The sequence below is a fragment of the Pseudomonas sp. GW456-L13 genome (assembly GCF_017350115.1).
Lineage (GTDB): Bacteria > Pseudomonadota > Gammaproteobacteria > Pseudomonadales > Pseudomonadaceae > Aquipseudomonas > Aquipseudomonas jessenii.
Genome location: NZ_JACNAS010000001.1, coordinates 171,593 through 192,351, shown reverse-complemented (window position 1 = coordinate 192,351; position 20,759 = coordinate 171,593). Strand labels below are relative to the sequence as shown.

Genomic DNA, 20,759 nt, shown 5'->3' with positions numbered 1-20,759 from the left:
TTTCAAAAGCATTCAAAAAATCAAAACGTAGGTCTTGCGCACGGTTTCCTGGATGTCCCAGATACCGAGGCTATTGGCTGGCAGCATCAGCGCGTCGCCGGCCTCGATGTGCAGCGGTTCGCCGCCGTCGGGCGTGAAGGTGCAGCGGCCCTGAATGAAGTGACAGAATTCCTGGGCGACGATCTGCCGCCGCCAGCGCCCGGGGGTACATTCCCAGACACCGGTCTCGACGCTGTCGTCGCGTTCGACACTGGTGGTCGAAGCCACGGCCACGGGAGTTCCCAGGGGCACGGCGACCGGATTGGATTCGTCCAGTTTCAGGGTTGCGGTGTTCTTGAATTGCGTGATGCTCATGGGGATACCTGTCGATGTAGAGACGCTGTTTAGTGCATGAAACCTTCCATGAAACCGGCCACCCCGCTGGCCAGCCTGCGCCGCCAGGGCGCTGTGGCCGGGTTGGCCAGGGTCTGGTCCTCGTGGACAAAGCTGCGGATGATCGCGTTGTAGCCGAGCCAGCGGATCGGCTCCGGCTCCCAGGCCCGCAGTGCGTCGAGGCCGCGTTGGGGGATGACCCACGGTTGGCGTACCAGATCGGTATCGCGCCCCAGGATCAGGTCGGCCAGCGTGCGGCCTCCCAGGTTGCTGGCGCCAACGCCCTCCCCGCCATAACCGCCCGACAGGGCAACGCCGTTGGCCCGGTCGCAAAGCATGTGTGGCTGGAAATGCCGGGACATGCCCAGGTTGCCGCCCCAGGAATGGGTGATCTGCACGTTCTTCAACTGCGGGAACAGTTCGCCGAACAGATAACGCCGCAGGTGTATTTCGTCAGCGCTCAGGTCGAAGTCGTGGCGCAGCTTGCCAGCGAACTGGTACCCGCCACGGGCGCCAAAGATCAATCGGTTGTCAGCGGTGCGTTGACCGTAGGTGACCTGGCGACTGGCCTCGCTGAATGCCTGGCCGTGACTCAGGCCGATTTCGTCCCAGATGGCCGCCGACAAGGGCTCGGTCGCGACGATCAGGCTCTGCACCGGCAACTGATAACGCCCCAATGGCGGCAGCGTCACGGAGTAGCCTTCTACCGCCGGCACCACCCAGCAACTGCGCACCGAAGCTTTGGCCGTGCGTAGGCTGCCGGGCTGCCAATGGGTGACCGGGCTGTTTTCGTAGATTCTGACGCCCAGGCGCTCCACCGCGCGGGCCAGCCCCCGTACCAGTCTGGCCGGGTGAATGGTCGCCACGTGCGGCGCGTAGATACCGCCGTAGGGTTTGGCGACGCGGATCTGTTGCGCCAGTTGTTCCGGGGTAAGCCAGCGATAGTGGCTGTCGTTTAGGCCCTGGCGGTGGAGATCGACCAGGTAGTGACGCAGGCTGGCCTCCTGCTCCGGATAGCGTGCGGCGCAATACAGCACCCCGCCTTTACGGTAATCGCAGTCGATTCCCTCACGTTCGAGGACAATCTCCACTTCATCCGGAATGCTGTGCAACAAATCGTAGGAGGCGCGGCGCGCTTCGGCCGACAGTTTGGCCAGCAGGCGGTCTTCTCCCAGCAAATTGCCCATCAGCCAGCCACCATTGCGCCCCGACGCGCCGAAACCGGCGGTTTGCGCTTCGACGATGGCGATGTTCAGGTCAGGTTTGTGCCGCTTGAGGTAGTACGCGGTCCAGAGTCCGGTATAACCCGCGCCGATGATCGCCACGTCGACATCCAGGTCCCGCTCCAGCGCCGGACGCGCCAATAGCGGCTCGTCGAGCTGGTCCATCCACAAACTGATAGTGCGCCACGCCGGCATGCAAGACTCCGCCACTCAAACTTCGATGGCGTCGATCCTAGTGCGTGGGCTCAGGCGCTGTCTTGCGCGCGTGCACGCAAAGAAATTTGTTTGACGTAGGCCTTGGGGGACTGGCCGGTATGCTGGCGGAAACAGCTGTAGAACGCCGACAGCGAATTGAATCCGGCGGCGAAGGCCAGTTCGTCGATGCGCACTGGCGGCATGGCGGCATCCAGCGCCGCAAGCAAATGTTGCAGGCGCGCCTGGTTGACATAGCGGTAGAAGCTCTGGCCCAGCACCTGATTCAACAGGTAGGAAATCTGGTTGCGGCTGTAGCCACACTCCTTCGCCACTCGTTGCAGATCGAGCTCCGGGTCCAGATAAGGCTGTTGGCGCTGGAAATACTGCTGCAGGTCATCGGCCATGAAGCTCAACTGGCGAGGCGACAGGCCGAGCCGGCTGACCGCCGGGCGCTGGTTGCCGGACGTTTTGCTGCCGGGTTGTTCGTGAACCAATGAAGCATATTCATTGACCCGCCAGATCAGCCCGTCCTTGACGGTGATCGCTTCGCTGGCGCGGAACGACACCAGCCCTTCACCACCGCGCAAGGTGATGTGGTACTGAATGAACGCAGTGTTGCCGTCCAGTCGAATGCGGTCGGAGTGCTCCAGCGCTTCATCCGGATCCCGGGGCATGCTGCTGCGCACATATTCGCGCAATTCGGCCAGGCCCATGACCCGGTTCTGGAAAAAGTCGTTGTACTGGACTTCAGGGTGATAAAGCGCCATGACGCCATCCAGATCCCGGTGCTTCCAGCGCAAGTGATAGCGCATAACCGTCTCGCCCGTGGCCTGGGTTTGCAGTGGGCCATCATCATTGGCGTGCATTGAACATCTCGACGGGAAAAGACCGAGCTTGCCCAACTTCCGTTTTGTCTTCAACGACCAAACCGATGATGGCTTGTGCCCGCAAATGGCCGATAAGCGTGACCTGAATCAAAAAAAGCGCCGGCAATCGCCAAACGACCTGAAAACTCCACATTGTTTTCACATCCGGATGCTACTTTTAAAAACTGTCACTGGTTGAACCAATGAAGGTTCTTCCCTCCTACCATGAGCTAACGGACGCGCTCGATAATGAAGGCGGGCAACACATGAATAAAGGGTTCAGTAAGGTTACGTTTCCAAACGCCTGCCAGCTGATGCGCTGGCATTTTCATCCCATGGGTTTCGAGGCGAGCATGGACGCGCCGGGCAGTATGATTGCCCGTCTTTTTGATCGTGCCACTGGCGAGACCATGATCGCCATTGCCGGTATTCCGTGCGCCACCGTCATGAATGCCGCGGATGTAGAACGAATAATCGAAGCGGTGGAGGACGAGCTTGAAGCCTTCATCCCACCGGAGGCCTTCAAGAGTTATGCCTGAAGGCTCAGCTGTTAAAAGGCCCACTTTATGTGGGCTTTTTGTTGAACGCTTCCCTGTACCTGTAGGAGCGAGCTTGCTCGCGATGGTCGTTAACGATAACGCGTATTTACTGGCTAACCACGGCGCTCTTGAATCCATCGCGAGCAAGCTCGCTCCTACACCTACAGTAGTCAGGCGGTGATTTGGCTTTTACGATGGTCGACAAAAAACGCTTTGCCCTTGCCGATCCGGTCGGAGGCCTTGGGCATGTTCGCGGCCTGGGATTCTTGTGCGTCGACGTACCAGTAGCAATGGCTGACAGCGCGGGTAATACCCACGTAGGCCAACCGCAGGATCTCGTCCTTCTGGGCATTGTCATAGGGCTCGCTGTCGCCGGCCTTGCCCAGGCCCGCCATCCGGTAAACCTGATTCTTGTAAGGTGAACTGGTCAGGTGCTGGCAGTCGCCCAGCAAAAACACCGCATCGGCCTGGAGGCCCTTGGCGCTGTGATACGTCAACTGCTTGAGCCTGCGAGCCTCATACGGCAAGCTGGAATCAACATTAAGTACTGATTGAATATGTTCTTCTATCAATGACTTATCGCTACTTTTTCGATAAAGCATCAAGATCGAATCGCCCTTTCGGTAATGCTCCATCAGGCGTTGGGCCATGCCCTTGTCATCACGATCAAGGACGTTCACCGGCAGCAATGCCTTGGGTTCACCGCTGGCCTTGGCTTTCTTCCCGGCAATCGCCGGTGCTGCGCGCACGATGTGCTCGGCGGCATCGATGATGTGCTGGTGGCTGCGGTAGTTGTCGCTGAGCATGACCTTGGTGGTGCTCGGCGACGGGAACTCCTTGTTGAACTCCATGAAGTAGGTCGGCGAACTGCCGCGCCAACCATAGATGGACTGCCAGTCATCGCCCACACAGAGCAACGAGGAACGCTGGGCTGCGCGCCCGACGTGCATGGCCGGCCCGCGACTGCGGATCTCTGCCAGGCTGGCCCTGATCCAGGAGACGATCTGCGGCGAGACATCCTGGAATTCGTCGATCATCAGGTGTGACAGCGGCCGCAGCAGCTCATCGCCGAGCAATTTGAGGTTCTCCGGCGAATGTTCGCTGAACAGGGCGAACATTCGGTTGTAGGTCATGATCGGCGGCTTCTGATCCAGCAAATGATCTTCCAGCGCCCGCCAGTACAGACTCAAGGCTTCGAAGAAGAACCGGTCGGGATCGTCCTTGGCGAAACTCATCCGGGCCACGGCGCCCGGCACGTCCAGCCCGAGGTTTTCGATGAACCCGGCGGCGGCGACAAAACAATCGAGCAGTGGCGCTGAAGCGAGCTCGCCCTTGACCTTGTAATCGAAACCCGGCCCGGCGCTGGCATCACCGGCGAGCGAGGCCAGAACACGTCTTGATGACTCGTAACTATCTAGCCATATCAATGGCTTACGACAGAAAGCTTGAAACAGGGTGCGCTTTACTGCCCACTCTGCGCGCACCGTCAGCTTGGCATTTGGTCGCGTGACCTGCGGGTTCTCCCGAGGATCGAACCCCAGCACCACCCAGGCATCCAGGGACGGGATGTAGCCGTGACAATGGAATGTCGAACCGTTGATATCGAACGACTGGCGATTCGGTTCGATGCCCTTGATGGGCCAGGCACCGGCGCGAAACCACAGGTCCTCGATGGCGTCGCACAGCTCCTCGTCGCGTTTGGCCGCCAGTTCGGTAACGCCCATGCGTTTTTGCACATCCGGGTGATCGCGCTCCAGCTCCTTGAGTTGCAGCGCATGCCGGGACAATGGCTTGATCAACTCGCGAAAACGCTCATCGTCACGGTGCAGACGGTGATAGCAGGCGTTGAGCTGTTGGCGTTGGGCGTCGTTGATGCGCAGATCGAACGGATTGCTGTCGACCTCCTCGTCCCCCTGTGCAGCCCGCAGGCTGAGGTTCTCGAAAGCCTGTAAACGCTCGAAACCCGGAAGGCTGCGCACCATCGGCAGGATCCGCGAGTGAAAGGTGCGCACCAGGTCCCGCGCCTCCTTGAAACTGATCCCGCGGCCCCAGAGCGCAAACAGTTCGATCAGCTTGTTGATGAAGTCCTTGCGCGACTCGCGGGTGAAAGTCACCACCGTCATCGAACTCAGCTCGAAGCCCAGGTAATGGGTCAACAGCAGGATACGCAGCACCAGCGTGGTCGATTTGCCCGCACCGGCCCCCGCGATCACCGAGGTGGACGGGGTGTCGCTGAAGATCATTTTCCACTGTGCGGCACTGGGTTGGGCATGGGCCGGCAACAATCGGGCGACATCGGCCTTCATGCGCTTCTTCAGCTCGGCGCTCAACGGCAGGCGCCAGTCGTCGAACAACAGGTCATCGACATTCGGCGGTCGGTGTTCAGTGCAGCGCGAGTCGCGGATCAGCAAAACCTGCCGGCCCTCCTCCAGCCCCTCGAGCTTGCCTTCCTTGTAGCCGTAATCGACCCCGGCGCTGTGACCGCTGCGAAAACCGTCGGCCTGGCCATGCAACCACGACGCACGATGCTGTGCGTGCAGGCGGGTCAGGCTGTAACCGAAGAATCGGGCGAGCAATCGCTTGATCAGCGGCATCTCGGCCAATGGGCGAAGTTCAGGCGGGAGATCGGGGGTGTGTTGCGGCACGCGGACTGACTCCAGGGTGTGAGGCTGTTGAGCGCTATGGTGTCTGCATTTGCCGTTGAGTTCTAGTGAATTGCTTATGACTCATTGGCTTATGCGATGAAGTGAAGGTTGGATGAGAAACTTTCGAAGTTATTTCATATCAATCCATTCGATAGGAATGCTGCATTTTTTACGCTTTTTATCGATTGTTGCCTGTTGGATGATGGCCGTCATCACTCACCGGTCTCGCTTCGTGGCCCAGGCGTTTCGCCCCATGACGAACCTTTTCTGGAGACGATCATGCTTGAACTCAGACCTTTCAACTCGCTCGGCGGTGCTCACCACGGCTGGTTGGATGCCCACCACCATTTTTCGTTCGCCGAATACTACGATCCCAAGCGCATGAACTGGGGCAACCTGCGGGTCTGGAATGACGACGTGATCGAGCCCGGCACCGGTTTCCCGCAACACCCGCACCGCGACATGGAAATCATCACCTATGTCCGCGAAGGCGCCATTACCCACCAGGACAACCTTGGCAACAAGGGTCGCACCGAAGCGGGTGACGTCCAGGTCATGAGCGCCGGTACCGGGATCGCCCACAGCGAGTACAACCTGGAAGCGACGCCGACCAGGATTTTCCAGATCTGGATCATCCCGAACGAGTCCGGCCTGGCGCCGTCCTGGGGCGCCAAGCCGTTCCCGAAAGGTAACCGCGAAGGTTTTGTCACCCTGGCCAGCGGCAAGGAAGGCGACGATCAGAGCCTGCGCATTCGCGCCGATGCCCGGCTGGTAGCTGCGAATCTCAAGGCCGGCGAGTCCGCCGAGTATCACCTGGACAACGGTCGTCGCGCCTACCTGGTACCGGCCACGGGTGTCATTGAGGTCAATGGCTTGCGTGCACAAGCTCGAGACGGTGTAGCCGTTGCCGATGAGCGGGTGCTGCGGGTGACGGCCATCGAGGACAGCGAGATTGTTCTGGTGGATCTGGCTTGATTCGCTGAGCGCAATCGCAAATAAAAAGGGGCGACCGCATTGGTCACCCCCTTTAAGTGGCTGCAGCCAACCCCTGTGGGAGCGAGCTTGCTCGCGATGACGGCCTGGCATCCAACATTGATTTTGACTGACAGTCCGCTATCGCGAGCAAGCTCGCTCCCACAGGGTTATATGCAACTCCAGTGGGAATTACGCCGTTTATTTTGCGGAAATGGCACCATCCACCAGCGTTTGCGCCTCGGCCACCAGTTGCTTGAGGTGGTCGTCGCTGACAAAGCTTTCGGCGTAGATCTTGTAGATGTCTTCCGTGCCCGACGGACGCGCCGCAAACCAGCCGTTCTCGGTCATGACCTTGAGACCGCCAATGGCCTGGTCATTGCCCGGTGCGTGGCTGAGGATGCTCTGGATCGGTTCGCCGGCCAGTTGAGTCGAGGTGACCTGTTGCGGCGACAGCTTGCTCAGCAGCGCTTTCTGCTCCGGATTGGCCTTGGCGTCGACCCGTACCGAGAACGGCTCACCCAGTTCATCGGTCAAGGCGCGATACGCCTGACTCGGGTCGCGACCAGTCCGGGCCGTCATCTCGGCGGCCAGCAGGGCCGGAATCAAACCGTCCTTGTCGGTGCTCCAGACACCGCCGTCCTTGCGCAGGAACGAGGCACCGGCGCTTTCTTCGCCGCCGAAACCGAGGGAGCCATCGAACAGGCCGTCGGCAAACCATTTGAAACCCACCGGCACTTCGTACAGGCGACGATCCAGGCGCTTGGCCACGCGATCGATCAAGCCGCTGCTGACCACGGTTTTACCCACGGCGGCATCGGCGCGCCATTGCGGACGATTCTGGAACAGGTAGTCGATGGCAACGGCGAGGTAGTTGTTCGGTGCCAGCAAGCCACCGGACGGCGTGACGATGCCATGGCGGTCGTGGTCCGGATCGCAGGCAAACGCCACGTCGAAGCGCTCTTTCAGGCCGATCAGGCCTTGCATGGCGTGGCTGGACGATGGGTCCATGCGGATCTGGCCGTCCCAGTCGACGGTCATGAAGCGGAAGGTCGGGTCGACCTCTTTGTTCACCACATCCAGGTCCAGGCGGTAATGCTCGGCAATCGCCGACCAGTAGCGCACCCCTGCTCCACCCAGTGGATCGACACCCAGGCGCAGCTTGGCATCGCGGATCGCGTCGAAGTCGATCACGTTGATCAGGTCGGCGACATAGGTGTTGAGGTAATCGTGACGATGGGTAGTGCTGGCCTTCAGTGCCTGCTCGTAGCTGATGCGCTTGACGCCGGCGAGCTTGTTGGCCAGCAGTTCGTTGGCCTTGGCTTCGATCCACTTGGTGATGTGGGTATCGGCCGGGCCACCGTTGGTTGGGTTGTACTTGTAGCCACCGCTTTGCGGCGGGTTGTGGGACGGCGTGATGACAATGCCGTCCGCCAGGCCAGTGGTGCGTCCACGGTTGTAGCAGAGAATCGCATGGGAAATGGCCGGTGTCGGCGTGTACTCGTCACCTTCGGCGATCATCACGGTCACGCCGTTGGCTGCAAGTACCTCGAGGGCACTGGCGCCGGCCGGCGTGGACAGCGCGTGGGTGTCGATACCGACAAACAGCGGGCCATCGATGCCTTGAGCTTCGCGGTACAGGCAGATCGCCTGGCTGATCGCCAGAACGTGCCATTCATTGAAACTCAAGTCGAACGAGCTGCCACGGTGCCCCGACGTGCCGAAGGCAACGCGCTGGGTGGAAATCGCGGCATCAGGCTGGCCGGTGTAATAGGCCGTTACCAGTCGCGGGATGTCGACCAACAATTGTGCCGGTGCCGGTTTACCCGCAAAAGGACTGAGTGTCATGCAAAACCTCTGGAATAGAGTGGTTCAGGAATTGGGTCGCAGTTTACTGGCAGTTTGACCGCAAGGCGATGGGATCGATCCGCACAGTGGAGGTTGTTATTTTTTGTCTCACTCACTCGATTGATTCCAGACGCAGCGCATCCCCCAGCAATCCCAGCGCGGCCGCCAGATTGTGATCGCCACCGAAGGTATGGCTCAGGCGCAGATGCTGTCCGTGCAGACCGTGGAGGCTGAACAACTCGCCTGGTGCGATGACCACCTGATGCGCCAGCAGGCGCTGGAACACACGACGGACATTGACCCGACGCAATGAGCGCATCCAGATCGTTGCACCCCCTTGCGGCTCGACGAAATGCAAGGCATCACCCAATCGCTCCTGCAACAACAGGGTCATTTGATTCTTGCGTTCATTGAGCAGCCGCCGCAGCACCAGCAGGTGTTGATCAATGCGACCGCTGCTATACAAACGGGCAATGGCTTTCTGGCGAATCGGCGAGAGTCGGAAGGACCGCAGCAGAAAGTGCCGTTGCAACTCCGCGCTCAAATGCCTTGAAAGCAGAAAACCGTAGGGCGCTTCAGGTCCGATGACTTTCTCGAACGTGGAAAACACCATCAGCCGTTCAGGGTCCAGCAAGTCTCGAAAGCGCAGGGTGCCCAGGTCGAATCCGAGTTCGCCATAACAGTCGTTTTCCAGCACCCAACTGTCATGCGCGGCCAACAGCCGGGCAATGGCCTGCCTGTTGTGGTCAGGCGCCAGGCTGCCACGGGGCATGTTCAGGGCCGATGACAGCATCACCAGCCTTACCGGTTCGGTATCGAGCAGCATTTCAAGACGTTCCGGATCCAGACAGGCATCGGCTTGTACGGGCAACTCGATCACCCGCACGCAGGCGGCTTGAAACAAACGCAGGATCGTCCAGTCGCACGGCGATTCGACCACCACCGTAGCGTCTTTCAATCCCAGCACGGCGATCAGGATTTCCAGTACACCGCGCAGGTCGGCGCCGATGTAGACATCATCGGCGTGCCAGTAACGCATGGGAGACGTGGTGTAGCGTGCTGCCAGGGCGGCACGCAGTTCGAGTTCGCCGCAGGGTTGCGAAGGCGACTGCGGCTGGCGGGGATACTGGCGCAGCAACTCCCGCTCCAGCAGCAACAACGGGCTGTCCAGTGGCTGCAATAACGCCGGTTCATCGGCGCTCATGACCAGCATCCCCGGGCGCCTGGCATTGACGTAGACCGCTTCCAGCAGGTCGCTGCCGCTGTCCTGCAGGTTGATTGCGGACACTGGCAATGCGTAGTAACCGGACTTGGCCACCGAATACACCCGCCCTTCTTTCTCCAGCAGCGAATAGGCGTACTGAATGGTCGAGATCGACACATTCAGACGCTCAGCCAGGTGCCGCAGCGACGGCAGGCGGATGCGCGAATCCCCTTCAGACTCGTTGATCAGGCTGACCAGATATCGATAAACCGCTTGATAGGCGAAATCCGTTTCTCGTGGACCTTTCATCGGCGAAGGCCATTTGCATTGACTGAAAATCCGCCCACGTTCAGTGACCCGCTGACCATTCATCCACCAACGTGCTGTCAGCATCAGGATCGTCCAGCGCATTTTGCGACACGGCCCTTGGGATGATTGCTTCAGCCGCCCCGCCAGCGTCTGCGGGCGCCCGCTCCATGCGGTAAAGCCGGCCAATCAGGCTGACGGGCAATCCGCTGACATCAATCATCCATTGCATGATCTGTTCGGCGACCGGATGCCCCTGCATCGCCTTATGCAACTCGGGCATGGCCACCAGCATGCCCGGATGGCACTGACGCAGAAAACGCTCGAGCCCCGCACCTTTTTCGGTAAAGGGCGCAAACAGCAGGCACACCAGTTGTGCTTCGCTCAGGCCCAGGTTCTTTTGTGCCTCGGCCGCCGCTCGGGCGCGCAGTTCGACCAGTGTCGCCGGATTGCCGAAGACCTCGATGGCCTGCTCGCACAATCGCTCGGGCAAGTGCTTGCGGCGCATCATCACCAAGGCCCGTTGCAGGTATTGCGCAACACCGGATTCGTAATTGCGATTCTGTACGAAGCACGCATGCAACCCTCGGACGTGCGCCGTGATCGACGGGCTGACGAATTCGTTGTCGCTGATCTGCGCGGACAGTTCGTCAGGCTGGAACCCGAGAAACTCCGTCAACAATGGCCAACGCTCTTCCAGGTTGCTGACCAGCAGGTCGTGAATGTCGATGCAGGCCGTACGACGGCAGGTTTCGAAGCGCTCTTGCGGACGCCACCGGGCCTGGCCGTAATCGGCGTAGAACCCGTGATAACAGTCGCTGCCCAGTTCATCGAGCAATGCAAACAACCCCGCATAACCCGGCTCGCCCGCAGGCGAAGGCTTGAGCCCTGCCTTGGTGGCGGCGCGCCTCAAGCCGTCGATGAACTGCTTTTGCTGACGCGGCGTGTCACTGATGAGCAGGGCGTCGACACCGCCGTCCCAGCGAGCGATTTGTCCGTAGAACTCTCCCGTGGCCAGATAACCGTCATCCCAAAGGTCGAACCCGCCGCGCCACTCCCGGCGATGGCCGATCAGCAGCAGGTTCAGGCGGCTGGACTCGCGGCCGGCGTCGGAGATCGGCGCCAGGTGGTTGAACGGCAAGACTTCCCGATCATCGACCATCAGTACCTCGACCCGGGGATCGTCATAGACAAACAATGCGCTGTTGGTCCGGTGCATGTTTTCCACGGCCGCGCCGCTTGTGCCGTTCAACCGTAACGAGGCGATGCGCAACTGGAATGTCGCCGGCGTCCGCGTGGCGATGGTCAGCTGTGCAGCACGCAACAAAGCCAGGGTGTAGCAGTTGTCACGGGCTCCGGACTGGATCGCCAACACCTTGTAATCGCCAATGTGCTCCATGCCCCCGGCCGCTACTGCCAGGCGCTGAATCAACAATTGCAATGCAGTGCGTTCGGCACGGGAGAAAAAACCCAGCAATCGCTGCAGCACTTGTTGATAGACATAGTTCATCGCTTGGTCATGGATGCTGGTCATCTTTATTTACCTGATACTCGTAAGTTCAATATCGTGCAGACAGCAAATCCCGTTGGACTGTCGGCGCGAATGGAGTCATGGACTTTATTGCCAAATGCTAACACTTGAATTTTCTTGAAATCATTTGAAACGATCGCAACACCCCCTCGACTTAACGACAGAGGTGAGGCTGGAGCGCCCTGCTGGCAAGGGTTTGCTGATTTGAAACCGGAGTCCTAGGAAATATCCGACAAAGTCCCACAGACACTTAATACAAGAAACAAGGAAGGAAGTTGCAGCTGTCTTTTTGGTAACTAGCCAACGGCCAACTAATTTGGAGATTTGCACCGATGGCGCACATTGAAAAGTTTCAGCCTTACACCCGGCCATGACTCATTCCTTGAGATGAAAGTAATCATTCAATTATCAGGGCTTAGTGGCTGATTAGAAGCTACAGATTACGGGCAAAAACCAGTTCAGTTGCTGGACCGGCCTGCGGATCGATGGCTTTCGGGGGGGGGCTCAAACGAAAGAGTCCGTGTGGGCACGGACTCTTGGGAGGACTGTAAGTGCTACGCCGGCTCGACCTGCAGCGCGACCCGTTCGCGACACGGGCATTCGTCCATGTAGCGGTGTGCTTCGACAAACTCGGCAAACGGGAAGACCCGAGTCTTGAGCGGCAGCAGAACGCGGTCGGCGGTCAGCTGATTGATGTCGCGCAAGGCACGTTGCAGTGCGGCCTGGTCCTGGGTGATGCCCAGTTCCGGCTTGCCCGTGAAGTTGCCGATGCAGTGCACGAAGAACTGAATGTTCTTCTGGAACGCTGCGCAGGCCGGGAAAGGTGTCTGGTTGCCACCTTGCAGGCCGTACAGCACCAGGCTGCCGCGAGGCGCCAGCACATCGCCCAGCAACGACATCTGCGGACCGCCCAAACCATCGAACACCACATCTACGCCACGGTTATCGGTGATTTTGTTGATCCGCATCAGCAGATCTTCTTCCTCGGTGACGATCACTTTCTCGGCACCCAGCGACAGCAGGTATTCACGTTCCTCCTCGGTCTTGGTCGCGGCGATCACTCGAACACCCAAGGCCTTGCCCAGTTGTACGAACGAAGGTCCGGCGCAATGACTCGCGTCAGTCACCAGAGCAAATTGCCCGGGCTTGACCCGTGCCAGATCGGCATAGGCGAAATAGGCGATCAACAACGGCGTGTAGTGCACGCTCGCTTCAATCGGGCTAAGCACATCCGGATAACGGGTGACTGCCGAGCGCGGCAGAACGATCTGCTCGCCGTAGACCGGATAGTCGTTCGGGCTTTGGGCCGGAAAGCTGGCGACCTTGTCACCGACCTCCAGGTCATCGACGCCATCACCGACAGCGGTGACGATACCGGCCATCTCCTGGCCAAGGCCTGAAGGCAGTCGGGCATGGGACGGGGCCAGGTTCTGACGCCAGAGAGTGTCATACCAACTGATGCCGATCGCCTCGACGCGCACCTGCACTTCGCCCGGTGCAGGCAGAGCCGTCGCATGCTCTTCGCATTTGAGCACCTCGGCTGGACCAAACTTGTGAAAACGTATCGTGCGGGACATCGCAAACCTCGCCAAATAAACCTCTAATGCCATGAACTCTAGCCGGGCTTTCAACCCAACACTATCTGTGGCTATTAATAGTCGACATGCCTGTCATTGATTCCGCAGCGGCGGCAACATCGTCAAATGTCGTAAGAAACCGAAGCAGCCTATGTAGGAAAAACTGAATTACCCGGTGCAGAGTACCAGTCTTTCCCCGTAATATTCCTGCTGGCCATTGTTCTCATATGGCCGCCCACGTCAAGCTTGCTGACTCTGCCAGGACTCCAGATGAATCGTAATGACCTGCGTCGTGTCGACCTGAACCTGTTGATCGTTTTCGAAACATTGATGCACGAACGCAGCGTGACCCGTGCTGCGGAAAAACTGTTCCTCGGCCAGCCAGCCATCAGTGCGGCGCTCTCGCGCCTGCGCGGCCTGTTCGATGATCCTTTGTTTGTGCGTACCGGCCGCAGCATGGAGCCGTCCGCCAGGGCGGTCGAGATCTTCGCCCTGCTCTCCCCGGCACTGGATTCGATTTCCACCGCCGTCAGCCGTGCGGCCGAGTTCGATCCTGCCACAAGTACCGCCGTGTTCCGCATCGGCCTTTCGGACGACGTCGAGTTCGCCTTGCTGCCGATGCTGCTCAAGCGCCTGCGTGCCGAATCGCCGGGGATTGTGCTGGTGGTACGTCGGGTCAACTACATCCTGATGCCGGGGTTGCTGGCATCCGGTGAGATATCCATCGGTGTCAGTTACACCACCGACCTGCCGGCCAACGCCAAACGCAAGGTACTGCGCCGCAGCCAACCGAAGCTGTTGCGCGCCGACACCGTGCCGGGGCCGTTGAGCCTGGATGATTACTGCGCTCGCCCCCATGCACTGGTGTCGTTCGCTGGCGACCTCAGCGGCTTCATCGATGAAGAGCTGGAAAAGCTCGGTCGCAAACGGCATGTGGTGCTCGCCGTTCCGCAGTTCAACGGGTTGAGTACCCTGCTCGCGGGCACTGACATCGTGGCGACGGTGCCGGACTACACGGCCGATGCACTGACTGCCGCTGGCGGTGTGCGGGCCGAAGATCCGCCGTTGCCGGTGCGCAGTTTCGAACTGCACATGGCGTGGCGCGGGTCCCAGGATAATGATCCGGGGGAGCGTTGGTTGCGGTCGCGGATTCAGATGTTCTTCGGGGATCCGGACAGCTTGGTCTGATCCGGATTGTGTAGAAGGCTGCCGGCCTCTTCGCGGGCTTGCTCGCGATGGCCGCAACACGGTTCCAGATCTGACTATTGCATCCAATGCAACACACAATTGTCATCAATCCAGTTGATGACGACCGAACACAAGGCGCAGGCTAGAGGGCTGGCTTGGGTCTTATATCATTCCGGATGATAGTTACCTTCGCCCCATTCGATTCGTGAGATACAAACCCGCCGCGCATCATTCGCCAATCTCAACACATTGGCGGATGCATCCATGGAACAGTCACTCAAACATTTGCGCTTCCCGTTGGCTTTGTTGGCCGTAGTGGTGATCAGCGCTTGCGGCAAGGCCCCGGAAACCGCCGCCAGCATGCCAGCGGCCAAGGTCAGCGTGGCCAAGGTGCTGGAACAGCCGGTCAACGAATGGGACGAGTTCACCGGCCGTCTTGAAGCGCCGGAAACCGTCGAGATTCGTCCACGGGTCTCCGGCCAGATCGATGAAGTGGCGTTCACGGAAGGCGCCCTGGTCAAGAAAGGCGACCTGCTGTTCCAGATCGACCCGCGTCCGTTCCAGGCTGAGGTCCGCCGCCTCGAAGCACTGGTTGCACAATCGCGCGCCAATGCCACCCGCAGCGAAAACGAAGCCCAGCGCGGTGAGCGCCTGCGCACCAGCAACGCGATTTCCGCCGAACTGGCCGACTCGCGGACCAGCGCCGCCCAGGAAGCCCGCGCCGCGGTCGGCGCCCTGCAAGCGCAGCTGGATCTGGCCAGGCTGAACCTGAGCTTTACTCGTGTGACTGCTCCAATCAGCGGCCGCGTCAGCCGTGCGGAAATCACCGCCGGTAACCTGGTGACTGCCGACACCACCCCGCTGACCAGCGTGGTCTCCACTGACAAGGTGTACGCCTACTTCGACGCGGACGAGCGTGTGTTCCTCAAGTACACCGAGCTCGCTCGCCAGGGCAAGCGCGGCGCCACCACCCCGGTCTACATGGGCCTGTCCAACGAGGACGGTAACCCGCACCAGGGCGTGATGAACTTCGTCGACAACCAGGTCAACCCGAAGACCGGCACCATTCGTGGGCGCGCCGTGTTCGACAACAGCGATGGCAGCTACACCCCGGGCCTGTATGCACGCCTGAAACTGGTGGGCAGCGGCACTTACAGCGCCATGCTGATCAATGACGAAGCGGTCGGCACCGACCTGGGCAAGAAGTTCGTGCTGGTGATGGATGCCGACAACAAGACCGCCTACCGCGCGGTGGAGCTGGGTCCGAAGATCGAAGGTCTGCGCATTGTGCGCAATGGCCTGAACAAGGACGACACCATCATCGTCAAGGGCCTGCAACGGGTGCGCCCTGGCTCACCGGTCACCCCTGAAGTGATTCCGATGGCCAGCGAACAAACCCTCGCGGCACTCGCACAACAACGCCAAGCGCTGGAAGCCAGCAACCTGCCCCAAGTCGCGCCTGCCAGGGTTGCGCCGGGCACGGCTGTGAAACTGGCTGCCACGACCCCACGCGGTTAAGGGATTTTTACGATGAATTTTTCCCAATTCTTCATTTCACGGCCGATCTTTGCAGCGGTGCTTTCGCTGCTGATCCTGATCGCCGGCGCCATCTCGCTGTTCCAGCTGCCGATCAGCGAATACCCGGAAGTGGTACCGCCGACCGTTGTGGTTCGTGCCAACTTCCCGGGTGCCAACCCAAAAGTCATCGGTGAAACCGTGGCCGCTCCACTGGAGCAAGCCATCACCGGTGTCGAGAACATGCTGTACATGTCCTCGCAGTCCACCGCTGACGGCAAGATCACCCTGACCATCACCTTTGCGCTGGGCACTGACCTGGACAACGCACAGGTGCAGGTGCAGAACCGTGTGACGCGGACCGAGCCAAAACTTCCCGAGGAAGTGACGCGCATCGGTATCACCGTGGACAAGGCTTCGCCCGACCTGACCATGGTTGTGCACTTGACCTCACCGGACAAACGCTACGACATGCTCTACCTGTCCAACTACGCCTTGCTCAACATCAAGGATGAGCTGGCGCGTCTGGGTGGTGTCGGTGATGTGCAGTTGTTTGGCATGGGCGATTACTCCCTGCGTGTCTGGCTCGACCCGAACAAGACCGCTTCGCGCAACCTGACCGCCACCGATGTGGTCACGGCGATTCGTGAGCAGAACCGTCAAGTGGCGGCCGGTGCCTTGGGTGCGCCTCCTGCACCGAATGCCACGGCCTTCCAGCTGTCGGTCAACACCCAGGGCCGTCTGGTTTCCGAGGAAGAGTTCGAGAACATCATCATTCGCTCTGGCGACAACGGTGAAATCACTCGCCTCAAAGACATCGCTCGCGTCGAGCTGGGCTCCAGCCAGTACGCCCTGCGTTCGTTGTTGAACAACCAGCCGGCGGTGGCGATCCCGATCTTCCAGCGTCCGGGTTCCAACGCCATCGAAATCTCCAACGAAGTGCGGTCGAAAATGGCCGAACTGAAGAAAAACTTCCCCGAAGGCATGGACTTCAGCATCGTCTATGACCCGACGATCTTCGTGCGCGGCTCCATCGAGGCGGTGGTTCACACCCTCTTCGAAGCACTGATCCTCGTGGTACTCGTGGTGATCCTGTTCCTGCAAACCTGGCGCGCCTCGATCATTCCGCTGGTCGCTGTGCCGGTATCGCTGATCGGTACCTTTGCCGTGATGCATCTGTTTGGCTTCTCGCTCAACGCCTTGTCACTGTTCGGCCTGGTATTGGCGATCGGTATCGTGGTGGACGACGCCATCGTGGTGGTGGAGAACGTCGAGCGGAACATCGAACTCGGATTGACCCCGGTTGAAGCGACCAAAAAAGCCATGGGCGAGGTAACCGGCCCGATCATCGCCACGGCGCTGGTGCTGTGTGCGGTATTCGTTCCGGCGGCGTTCATTTCCGGCCTGACCGGACAGTTCTACAAACAGTTCGCCCTGACCATCGCGATTTCCACGGTGATCTCGGCCTTCAACTCCCTGACCCTGTCGCCGGCGCTGGCCGCGGTATTGCTCAAGGGCCATGACGCGCCGAAGGACCGATTCTCCAAGGTGCTGGACAAGATTTTCGGTGGCTGGTTGTTCCGTCCGTTCAACCGCTTCTTTGAAAAGGCCAGCCATGGTTATGTCGGCACCGTTGCCCGCGTGATCCGCTCAAGCGGTATCGCCCTGCTGCTGTACGCCGGCCTGATGGTCCTGACCTTCTTCGGTTTCTCCAGCACCCCGACCGGTTTCGTCCCCGGCCAGGACAAGCAATACCTGGTGGCCTTCGCGCAACTGCCGGATGCCTCGAGCCTGGACCGTACCGAAGACGTGATCAAGCGCATGTCCGAGCTGGCGCTGAAACAGCCCGGCGTGGAAAGCGCCGTGGCCTTCCCGGGCCTGTCGATCAACGGTTTCACCAACAGTCCGAACGCCGGCATCGTGTTCGTGACTCTCAAACCGTTCGACGAACGTAAAGACCCGAGCATGTCCGCCGGTGCGATTGCCGGCGCCTTGAACGGCCAGTACGCGAATATCCAGGAAGCCTACATGGCGATCTTCCCGCCGCCGCCGGTACAAGGCCTGGGCACCATCGGTGGTTTCCGCCTGCAGATCGAAGACCGGGGCAACCTGGGTTACGAAGAGCTGTACAAGGAAACCATGAACATCATCAACAAGAGCCACAACGTGCCGGAACTGGCCGGCCTGTTCACCAGCTACACCGTGAACGTGCCCCAGGTCGATGCCGCCATCGATCGGGAAAAAGCCAAGACCCACGGCGTGGCCGTCAGCGACATCTTCGACACCCTGCAGATCTATCTGGGTTCGCTGTATGCCAACGACTTCAACCGCTTTGGTCGCACCTATCAGGTCAACGTTCAGGCCGAACAACAGTTCCGTCTCGAATCCGACCAGATCGGCCAGCTGAAAGTGCGTAACAACAAAGGCGAGATGATCCCGCTGGCGACCTTCATCAAGGTCAGCGATACCTCGGGCCCGGACCGCGTGATGCACTACAACGGCTTCATCACCGCTGAAATCAACGGTGCGGCAGCTCCCGGCTACAGCTCCGGCCAGGCCGAAAAAGCCATCGAGAAACTGCTCAAGGAAGAACTGCCCAACGGCATGACCTACGAATGGACCGACCTGACCTACCAGCAGATCCTGTCCGGTAACACCGCACTGTTCGTGTTCCCGCTCTGTGTGCTGCTGGCATTCCTGGTACTGGCGGCTCAATACGAAAGCTGGAGCCTGCCACTGGCGGTGATCCTGATCGTACCGATGACCCTGCTGTCGGCCATCACCGGTGTGATCGCCTCCGGCGGTGACAACAACATCTTTACCCAGATCGGTTTGATCGTATTGGTGGGGCTTGCCTGCAAGAACGCGATCCTGATCGTCGAGTTCGCCAAGGACAAACAGGAGGAAGGCTTGAGCCCGCTGGCAGCGGTCCTGGAAGCCTGCCGTCTGCGTCTGCGGCCGATCCTGATGACCTCCTTCGCGTTCATCATGGGTGTGGTGCCCCTGGTGTTCTCCAGCGGCGCCGGTGCCGAAATGCGCCACGCCATGGGTGTCGCGGTGTTCTCCGGGATGCTTGGGGTGACCTTCTTCGGTCTGTTGCTGACGCCGGTGTTCTACGTACTGATCCGTAACTTTGTCGAGCGCGGCCAGGCACGCAAAGCTGCCAAGGCCACCCTGAAGCTGGAGTCGCACTGATGAGTTTGAAAGCCTTCCTGCCGAGCCTGCTGGTACTGGCCCTGAGTGCCTGTGCCGTGGGCCCGGACTACAAGACGCCAACCACCGAGGCGGCCAACATCACGGCCGCCACCGACGGCGCCGCCGGCCAGAAGAACTTTGACCGTTCGCGTTTCGAAGGCATCTGGTGGCAGCAGTTCGAAGACCCGACCCTCAACCAGCTGGTGACGCAATCCCTGCAAGGCAACCGTGATCTGCGCGTCGCCTTCGCCCGCTGGAAAGCGGCGCGGGCGATCCGCGATGACGTCAGCAACGACGCCATGCCGACCATCACCAGCCGCGTCAGCAGTGACCTGGGCAAAGGACAGATTCCGGGCCAGACCACCGACCGGGTCAACAGCGAACGCTATGACCTGGGTCTGGACATGGCCTGGGAGATTGACTTGTTCGGTCGCATCCAGCGCAACCTGGAGTCGGCCAACGCCGAGCAACAGGCATTCGAGGCCGATCTGTACCAACTGCAAGTCACCATGATTGCCGAACTGGTGGACTCCTACGGGCAGCTGCGCGGCGCGCAGTTGCGGGAGAAAATTGCCCTGGCCAACCTGGAGAACCAGCAGGAGTCGCGCAAGATCACGGTCAGCCTGCGTGATGCCGGCGTCGGCGACCAGCTCGATGTGGAGCGTGCCGATGCGCGACTGGCGTCGGTTGAAGCCAGCGTGCCGCAACTGCAGGCCGAACAGGTTCGGCAGAAAAACCGCATCGCCACCCTGCTGGGTGAACGTCCGGACAAGCTGACCGTGGACCTGAGCCCGAAAGACTTGCCGGCGATTGCCAAGGCCCTGCCGATCGGCGATCCGGGTGAACTGCTGCAACGCCGTCCGGACATCCTCAGTGCCGAACGCCAACTGGCCTCGGCCACCGCGCGTATCGGCGTGGCCAAGGCGGATCTGTTCCCTCGGGTCAGCCTCAGCGGCTTCCTCGGCTGGACTGCCGGACGTGGTTCGCAGATCGGTTCTTCGGCGGCCAACGCCTGGGCGCTGGGCCCGAGCATCACCTGGGCCGCGTTTGACCTGGGTAGCGTAAAAGCCCGCATACGTGGCGCCGACGCCGATGCCGAAGGCGCCCTGGCGACCTACGAGCAGCAAGTGTTGCTGGCCCTGGAAGAATCGGAAAACGCTTTCAGCGACTATGGCAAACGCCAACAGCGCCTGATCTCGCTGATTCGCCAGAGCGAGTCCAGCCGCTCGGCTGCCGACCTGGCGCAAATCCGCTACCGCGAAGGCACGTCCGATTTCCTCGTACTGCTTGACGCCCAGCGTGAACGCCTGGCGGCCGAAGACACCCAGGCCCAGGCCGAGGTTGACCTGTATCGCGGCATCGTCGCGATCTACAAGGCCCTCGGTGGTGGCTGGCAGCCGGAGACGGTCGCGAGCAAGTAATACGGTTTTTAAAGCGCTCCTTTGGTTGGCCGCAACCAACCAATTTCCTTGCCCTGCGTCTCATTCGGTCGCGGGGCTTTTTTTGCCCTAAAAAAGGCAGTACCCCCCCCCTGTGGGAGCGAGCTTGCTCGCGATGACGCAAGCACCTTCACCAATGATGTT

Annotated in this window: 14 protein-coding genes; 6 read left to right on the top strand and 8 right to left on the bottom strand. The window is 60.1% G+C overall.

Annotated features, from left to right (window positions below):
* Positions 1-12: 12 nt before the first annotated feature.
* Genes J4D25_RS00880 through J4D25_RS00870 form a run of 3 tightly spaced genes read right to left on the bottom strand, consistent with a single transcriptional unit; the run spans position 13 to position 2,656 of the window.
* On the bottom strand, positions 13-354 hold the full coding sequence (locus J4D25_RS00880) for a cupin domain-containing protein (protein ID WP_057714791.1): 342 nt from the start codon (positions 352-354) through the stop codon (positions 13-15).
* Positions 355-383: 29 nt separating this feature from the next.
* On the bottom strand, positions 384-1,790 hold the full coding sequence (locus tag J4D25_RS00875) for an FAD-binding oxidoreductase (protein ID WP_057714790.1): 1,407 nt from the start codon (positions 1,788-1,790) through the stop codon (positions 384-386).
* A gap of 50 nt (positions 1,791-1,840) precedes the next feature.
* A complete protein-coding gene (locus J4D25_RS00870; RefSeq protein WP_057714789.1) occupies positions 1,841-2,656 on the bottom strand; it encodes an AraC family transcriptional regulator in 816 nt (271 codons plus the stop codon).
* 266 nt (positions 2,657-2,922) lie between these two features.
* Here J4D25_RS00870 and J4D25_RS00865 point away from each other — a divergent pair, with 266 nt between their 5' ends.
* Positions 2,923-3,195: a DUF1652 domain-containing protein gene (locus tag J4D25_RS00865; protein WP_057716601.1), complete on the top strand. Its 273-nt coding sequence runs from the start codon at positions 2,923-2,925 to the stop codon at positions 3,193-3,195.
* Between the two features lie 170 nt (positions 3,196-3,365).
* Here the strand turns inward: J4D25_RS00865 and J4D25_RS00860 are convergent, their stop codons facing one another.
* The gene (locus tag J4D25_RS00860; RefSeq protein ID WP_057714788.1) at positions 3,366-5,840 is read right to left on the bottom strand and encodes a UvrD-helicase domain-containing protein; all 2,475 of its coding nucleotides are present in this window, start codon (positions 5,838-5,840) and stop codon (positions 3,366-3,368) included.
* 279 nt (positions 5,841-6,119) lie between these two features.
* On the opposite strand from J4D25_RS00860, the gene J4D25_RS00855 reads away from it, so the two are divergent.
* A complete protein-coding gene (locus tag J4D25_RS00855; RefSeq protein ID WP_057714787.1) occupies positions 6,120-6,815 on the top strand; it encodes a pirin family protein in 696 nt (231 codons plus the stop codon).
* A gap of 198 nt (positions 6,816-7,013) precedes the next feature.
* Here J4D25_RS00855 and pgm read toward each other — a convergent pair whose 3' ends face one another.
* From pgm to J4D25_RS00835, 4 genes are all read right to left on the bottom strand, one after another.
* Entirely contained in the window at positions 7,014-8,660 is a 1,647-nt protein-coding gene (gene pgm / locus J4D25_RS00850) for a phosphoglucomutase (alpha-D-glucose-1,6-bisphosphate-dependent) (RefSeq protein WP_057714786.1), read from the bottom strand.
* A 112-nt stretch (positions 8,661-8,772) separates the two neighbouring features.
* Positions 8,773-10,173: a PLP-dependent aminotransferase family protein gene (locus tag J4D25_RS00845; protein ID WP_057714785.1), complete on the bottom strand. Its 1,401-nt coding sequence runs from the start codon at positions 10,171-10,173 to the stop codon at positions 8,773-8,775.
* Between the two features lie 40 nt (positions 10,174-10,213).
* Entirely contained in the window at positions 10,214-11,704 is a 1,491-nt protein-coding gene (locus J4D25_RS00840; protein ID WP_057714784.1) for a hypothetical protein, read from the bottom strand.
* A gap of 551 nt (positions 11,705-12,255) precedes the next feature.
* Positions 12,256-13,278 carry a zinc-dependent alcohol dehydrogenase family protein gene (locus J4D25_RS00835; RefSeq protein WP_057714783.1) on the bottom strand — a complete coding sequence of 341 codons (1,023 nt, stop codon included), beginning with the start codon at positions 13,276-13,278 and terminating at the stop codon, positions 12,256-12,258.
* Positions 13,279-13,548: 270 nt separating this feature from the next.
* Between J4D25_RS00835 and J4D25_RS00830 the strand changes: the two genes are divergently transcribed.
* From J4D25_RS00830 to J4D25_RS00815, 4 genes are all read left to right on the top strand, one after another.
* Positions 13,549-14,466, top strand: coding sequence for a LysR family transcriptional regulator (locus J4D25_RS00830; protein WP_057714782.1), 918 nt, complete (start codon positions 13,549-13,551; stop codon positions 14,464-14,466).
* Positions 14,467-14,730: 264 nt separating this feature from the next.
* Positions 14,731-15,984: a multidrug efflux RND transporter periplasmic adaptor subunit MexE gene (mexE, locus tag J4D25_RS00825; protein ID WP_057714781.1), complete on the top strand. Its 1,254-nt coding sequence runs from the start codon at positions 14,731-14,733 to the stop codon at positions 15,982-15,984.
* A 12-nt stretch (positions 15,985-15,996) separates the two neighbouring features.
* A complete protein-coding gene (locus tag J4D25_RS00820; protein ID WP_057714780.1) occupies positions 15,997-19,176 on the top strand; it encodes an efflux RND transporter permease subunit in 3,180 nt (1,059 codons plus the stop codon).
* Positions 19,176-20,597 carry an efflux transporter outer membrane subunit gene (locus J4D25_RS00815; protein ID WP_057714779.1) on the top strand — a complete coding sequence of 474 codons (1,422 nt, stop codon included), beginning with the start codon at positions 19,176-19,178 and terminating at the stop codon, positions 20,595-20,597. The genes J4D25_RS00820 and J4D25_RS00815 overlap by 1 nt, the downstream gene beginning before the upstream one ends.
* Positions 20,598-20,759 lie beyond the last annotated feature (162 nt).

What these genes read in the sequence shown, in the direction of transcription:
- J4D25_RS00845 (WP_057714785.1), bottom strand. Translation starts at nt 10,173, where the DNA reads ATGAAAGGTCCACGAGAAACGGATTTCGCCTATCAAGCGGTTTATCGA.
- J4D25_RS00835 (WP_057714783.1), bottom strand. Translation starts at nt 13,278, where the DNA reads ATGTCCCGCACGATACGTTTTCACAAGTTTGGTCCAGCCGAGGTGCTC.
- J4D25_RS00870 (WP_057714789.1), bottom strand. Translation starts at nt 2,656, where the DNA reads ATGCACGCCAATGATGATGGCCCACTGCAAACCCAGGCCACGGGCGAG.
- J4D25_RS00815 (WP_057714779.1), top strand. Translation starts at nt 19,176, where the DNA reads ATGAGTTTGAAAGCCTTCCTGCCGAGCCTGCTGGTACTGGCCCTGAGT.
- mexE (WP_057714781.1), top strand. Translation starts at nt 14,731, where the DNA reads ATGGAACAGTCACTCAAACATTTGCGCTTCCCGTTGGCTTTGTTGGCC.
- J4D25_RS00830 (WP_057714782.1), top strand. Translation starts at nt 13,549, where the DNA reads ATGAATCGTAATGACCTGCGTCGTGTCGACCTGAACCTGTTGATCGTT.
- J4D25_RS00865 (WP_057716601.1), top strand. Translation starts at nt 2,923, where the DNA reads ATGAATAAAGGGTTCAGTAAGGTTACGTTTCCAAACGCCTGCCAGCTG.
- J4D25_RS00855 (WP_057714787.1), top strand. Translation starts at nt 6,120, where the DNA reads ATGCTTGAACTCAGACCTTTCAACTCGCTCGGCGGTGCTCACCACGGC.
- pgm (WP_057714786.1), bottom strand. Translation starts at nt 8,660, where the DNA reads ATGACACTCAGTCCTTTTGCGGGTAAACCGGCACCGGCACAATTGTTG.
- J4D25_RS00840 (WP_057714784.1), bottom strand. Translation starts at nt 11,704, where the DNA reads ATGACCAGCATCCATGACCAAGCGATGAACTATGTCTATCAACAAGTG.
- J4D25_RS00880 (WP_057714791.1), bottom strand. Translation starts at nt 354, where the DNA reads ATGAGCATCACGCAATTCAAGAACACCGCAACCCTGAAACTGGACGAA.
- J4D25_RS00875 (WP_057714790.1), bottom strand. Translation starts at nt 1,790, where the DNA reads ATGCCGGCGTGGCGCACTATCAGTTTGTGGATGGACCAGCTCGACGAG.
- J4D25_RS00820 (WP_057714780.1), top strand. Translation starts at nt 15,997, where the DNA reads ATGAATTTTTCCCAATTCTTCATTTCACGGCCGATCTTTGCAGCGGTG.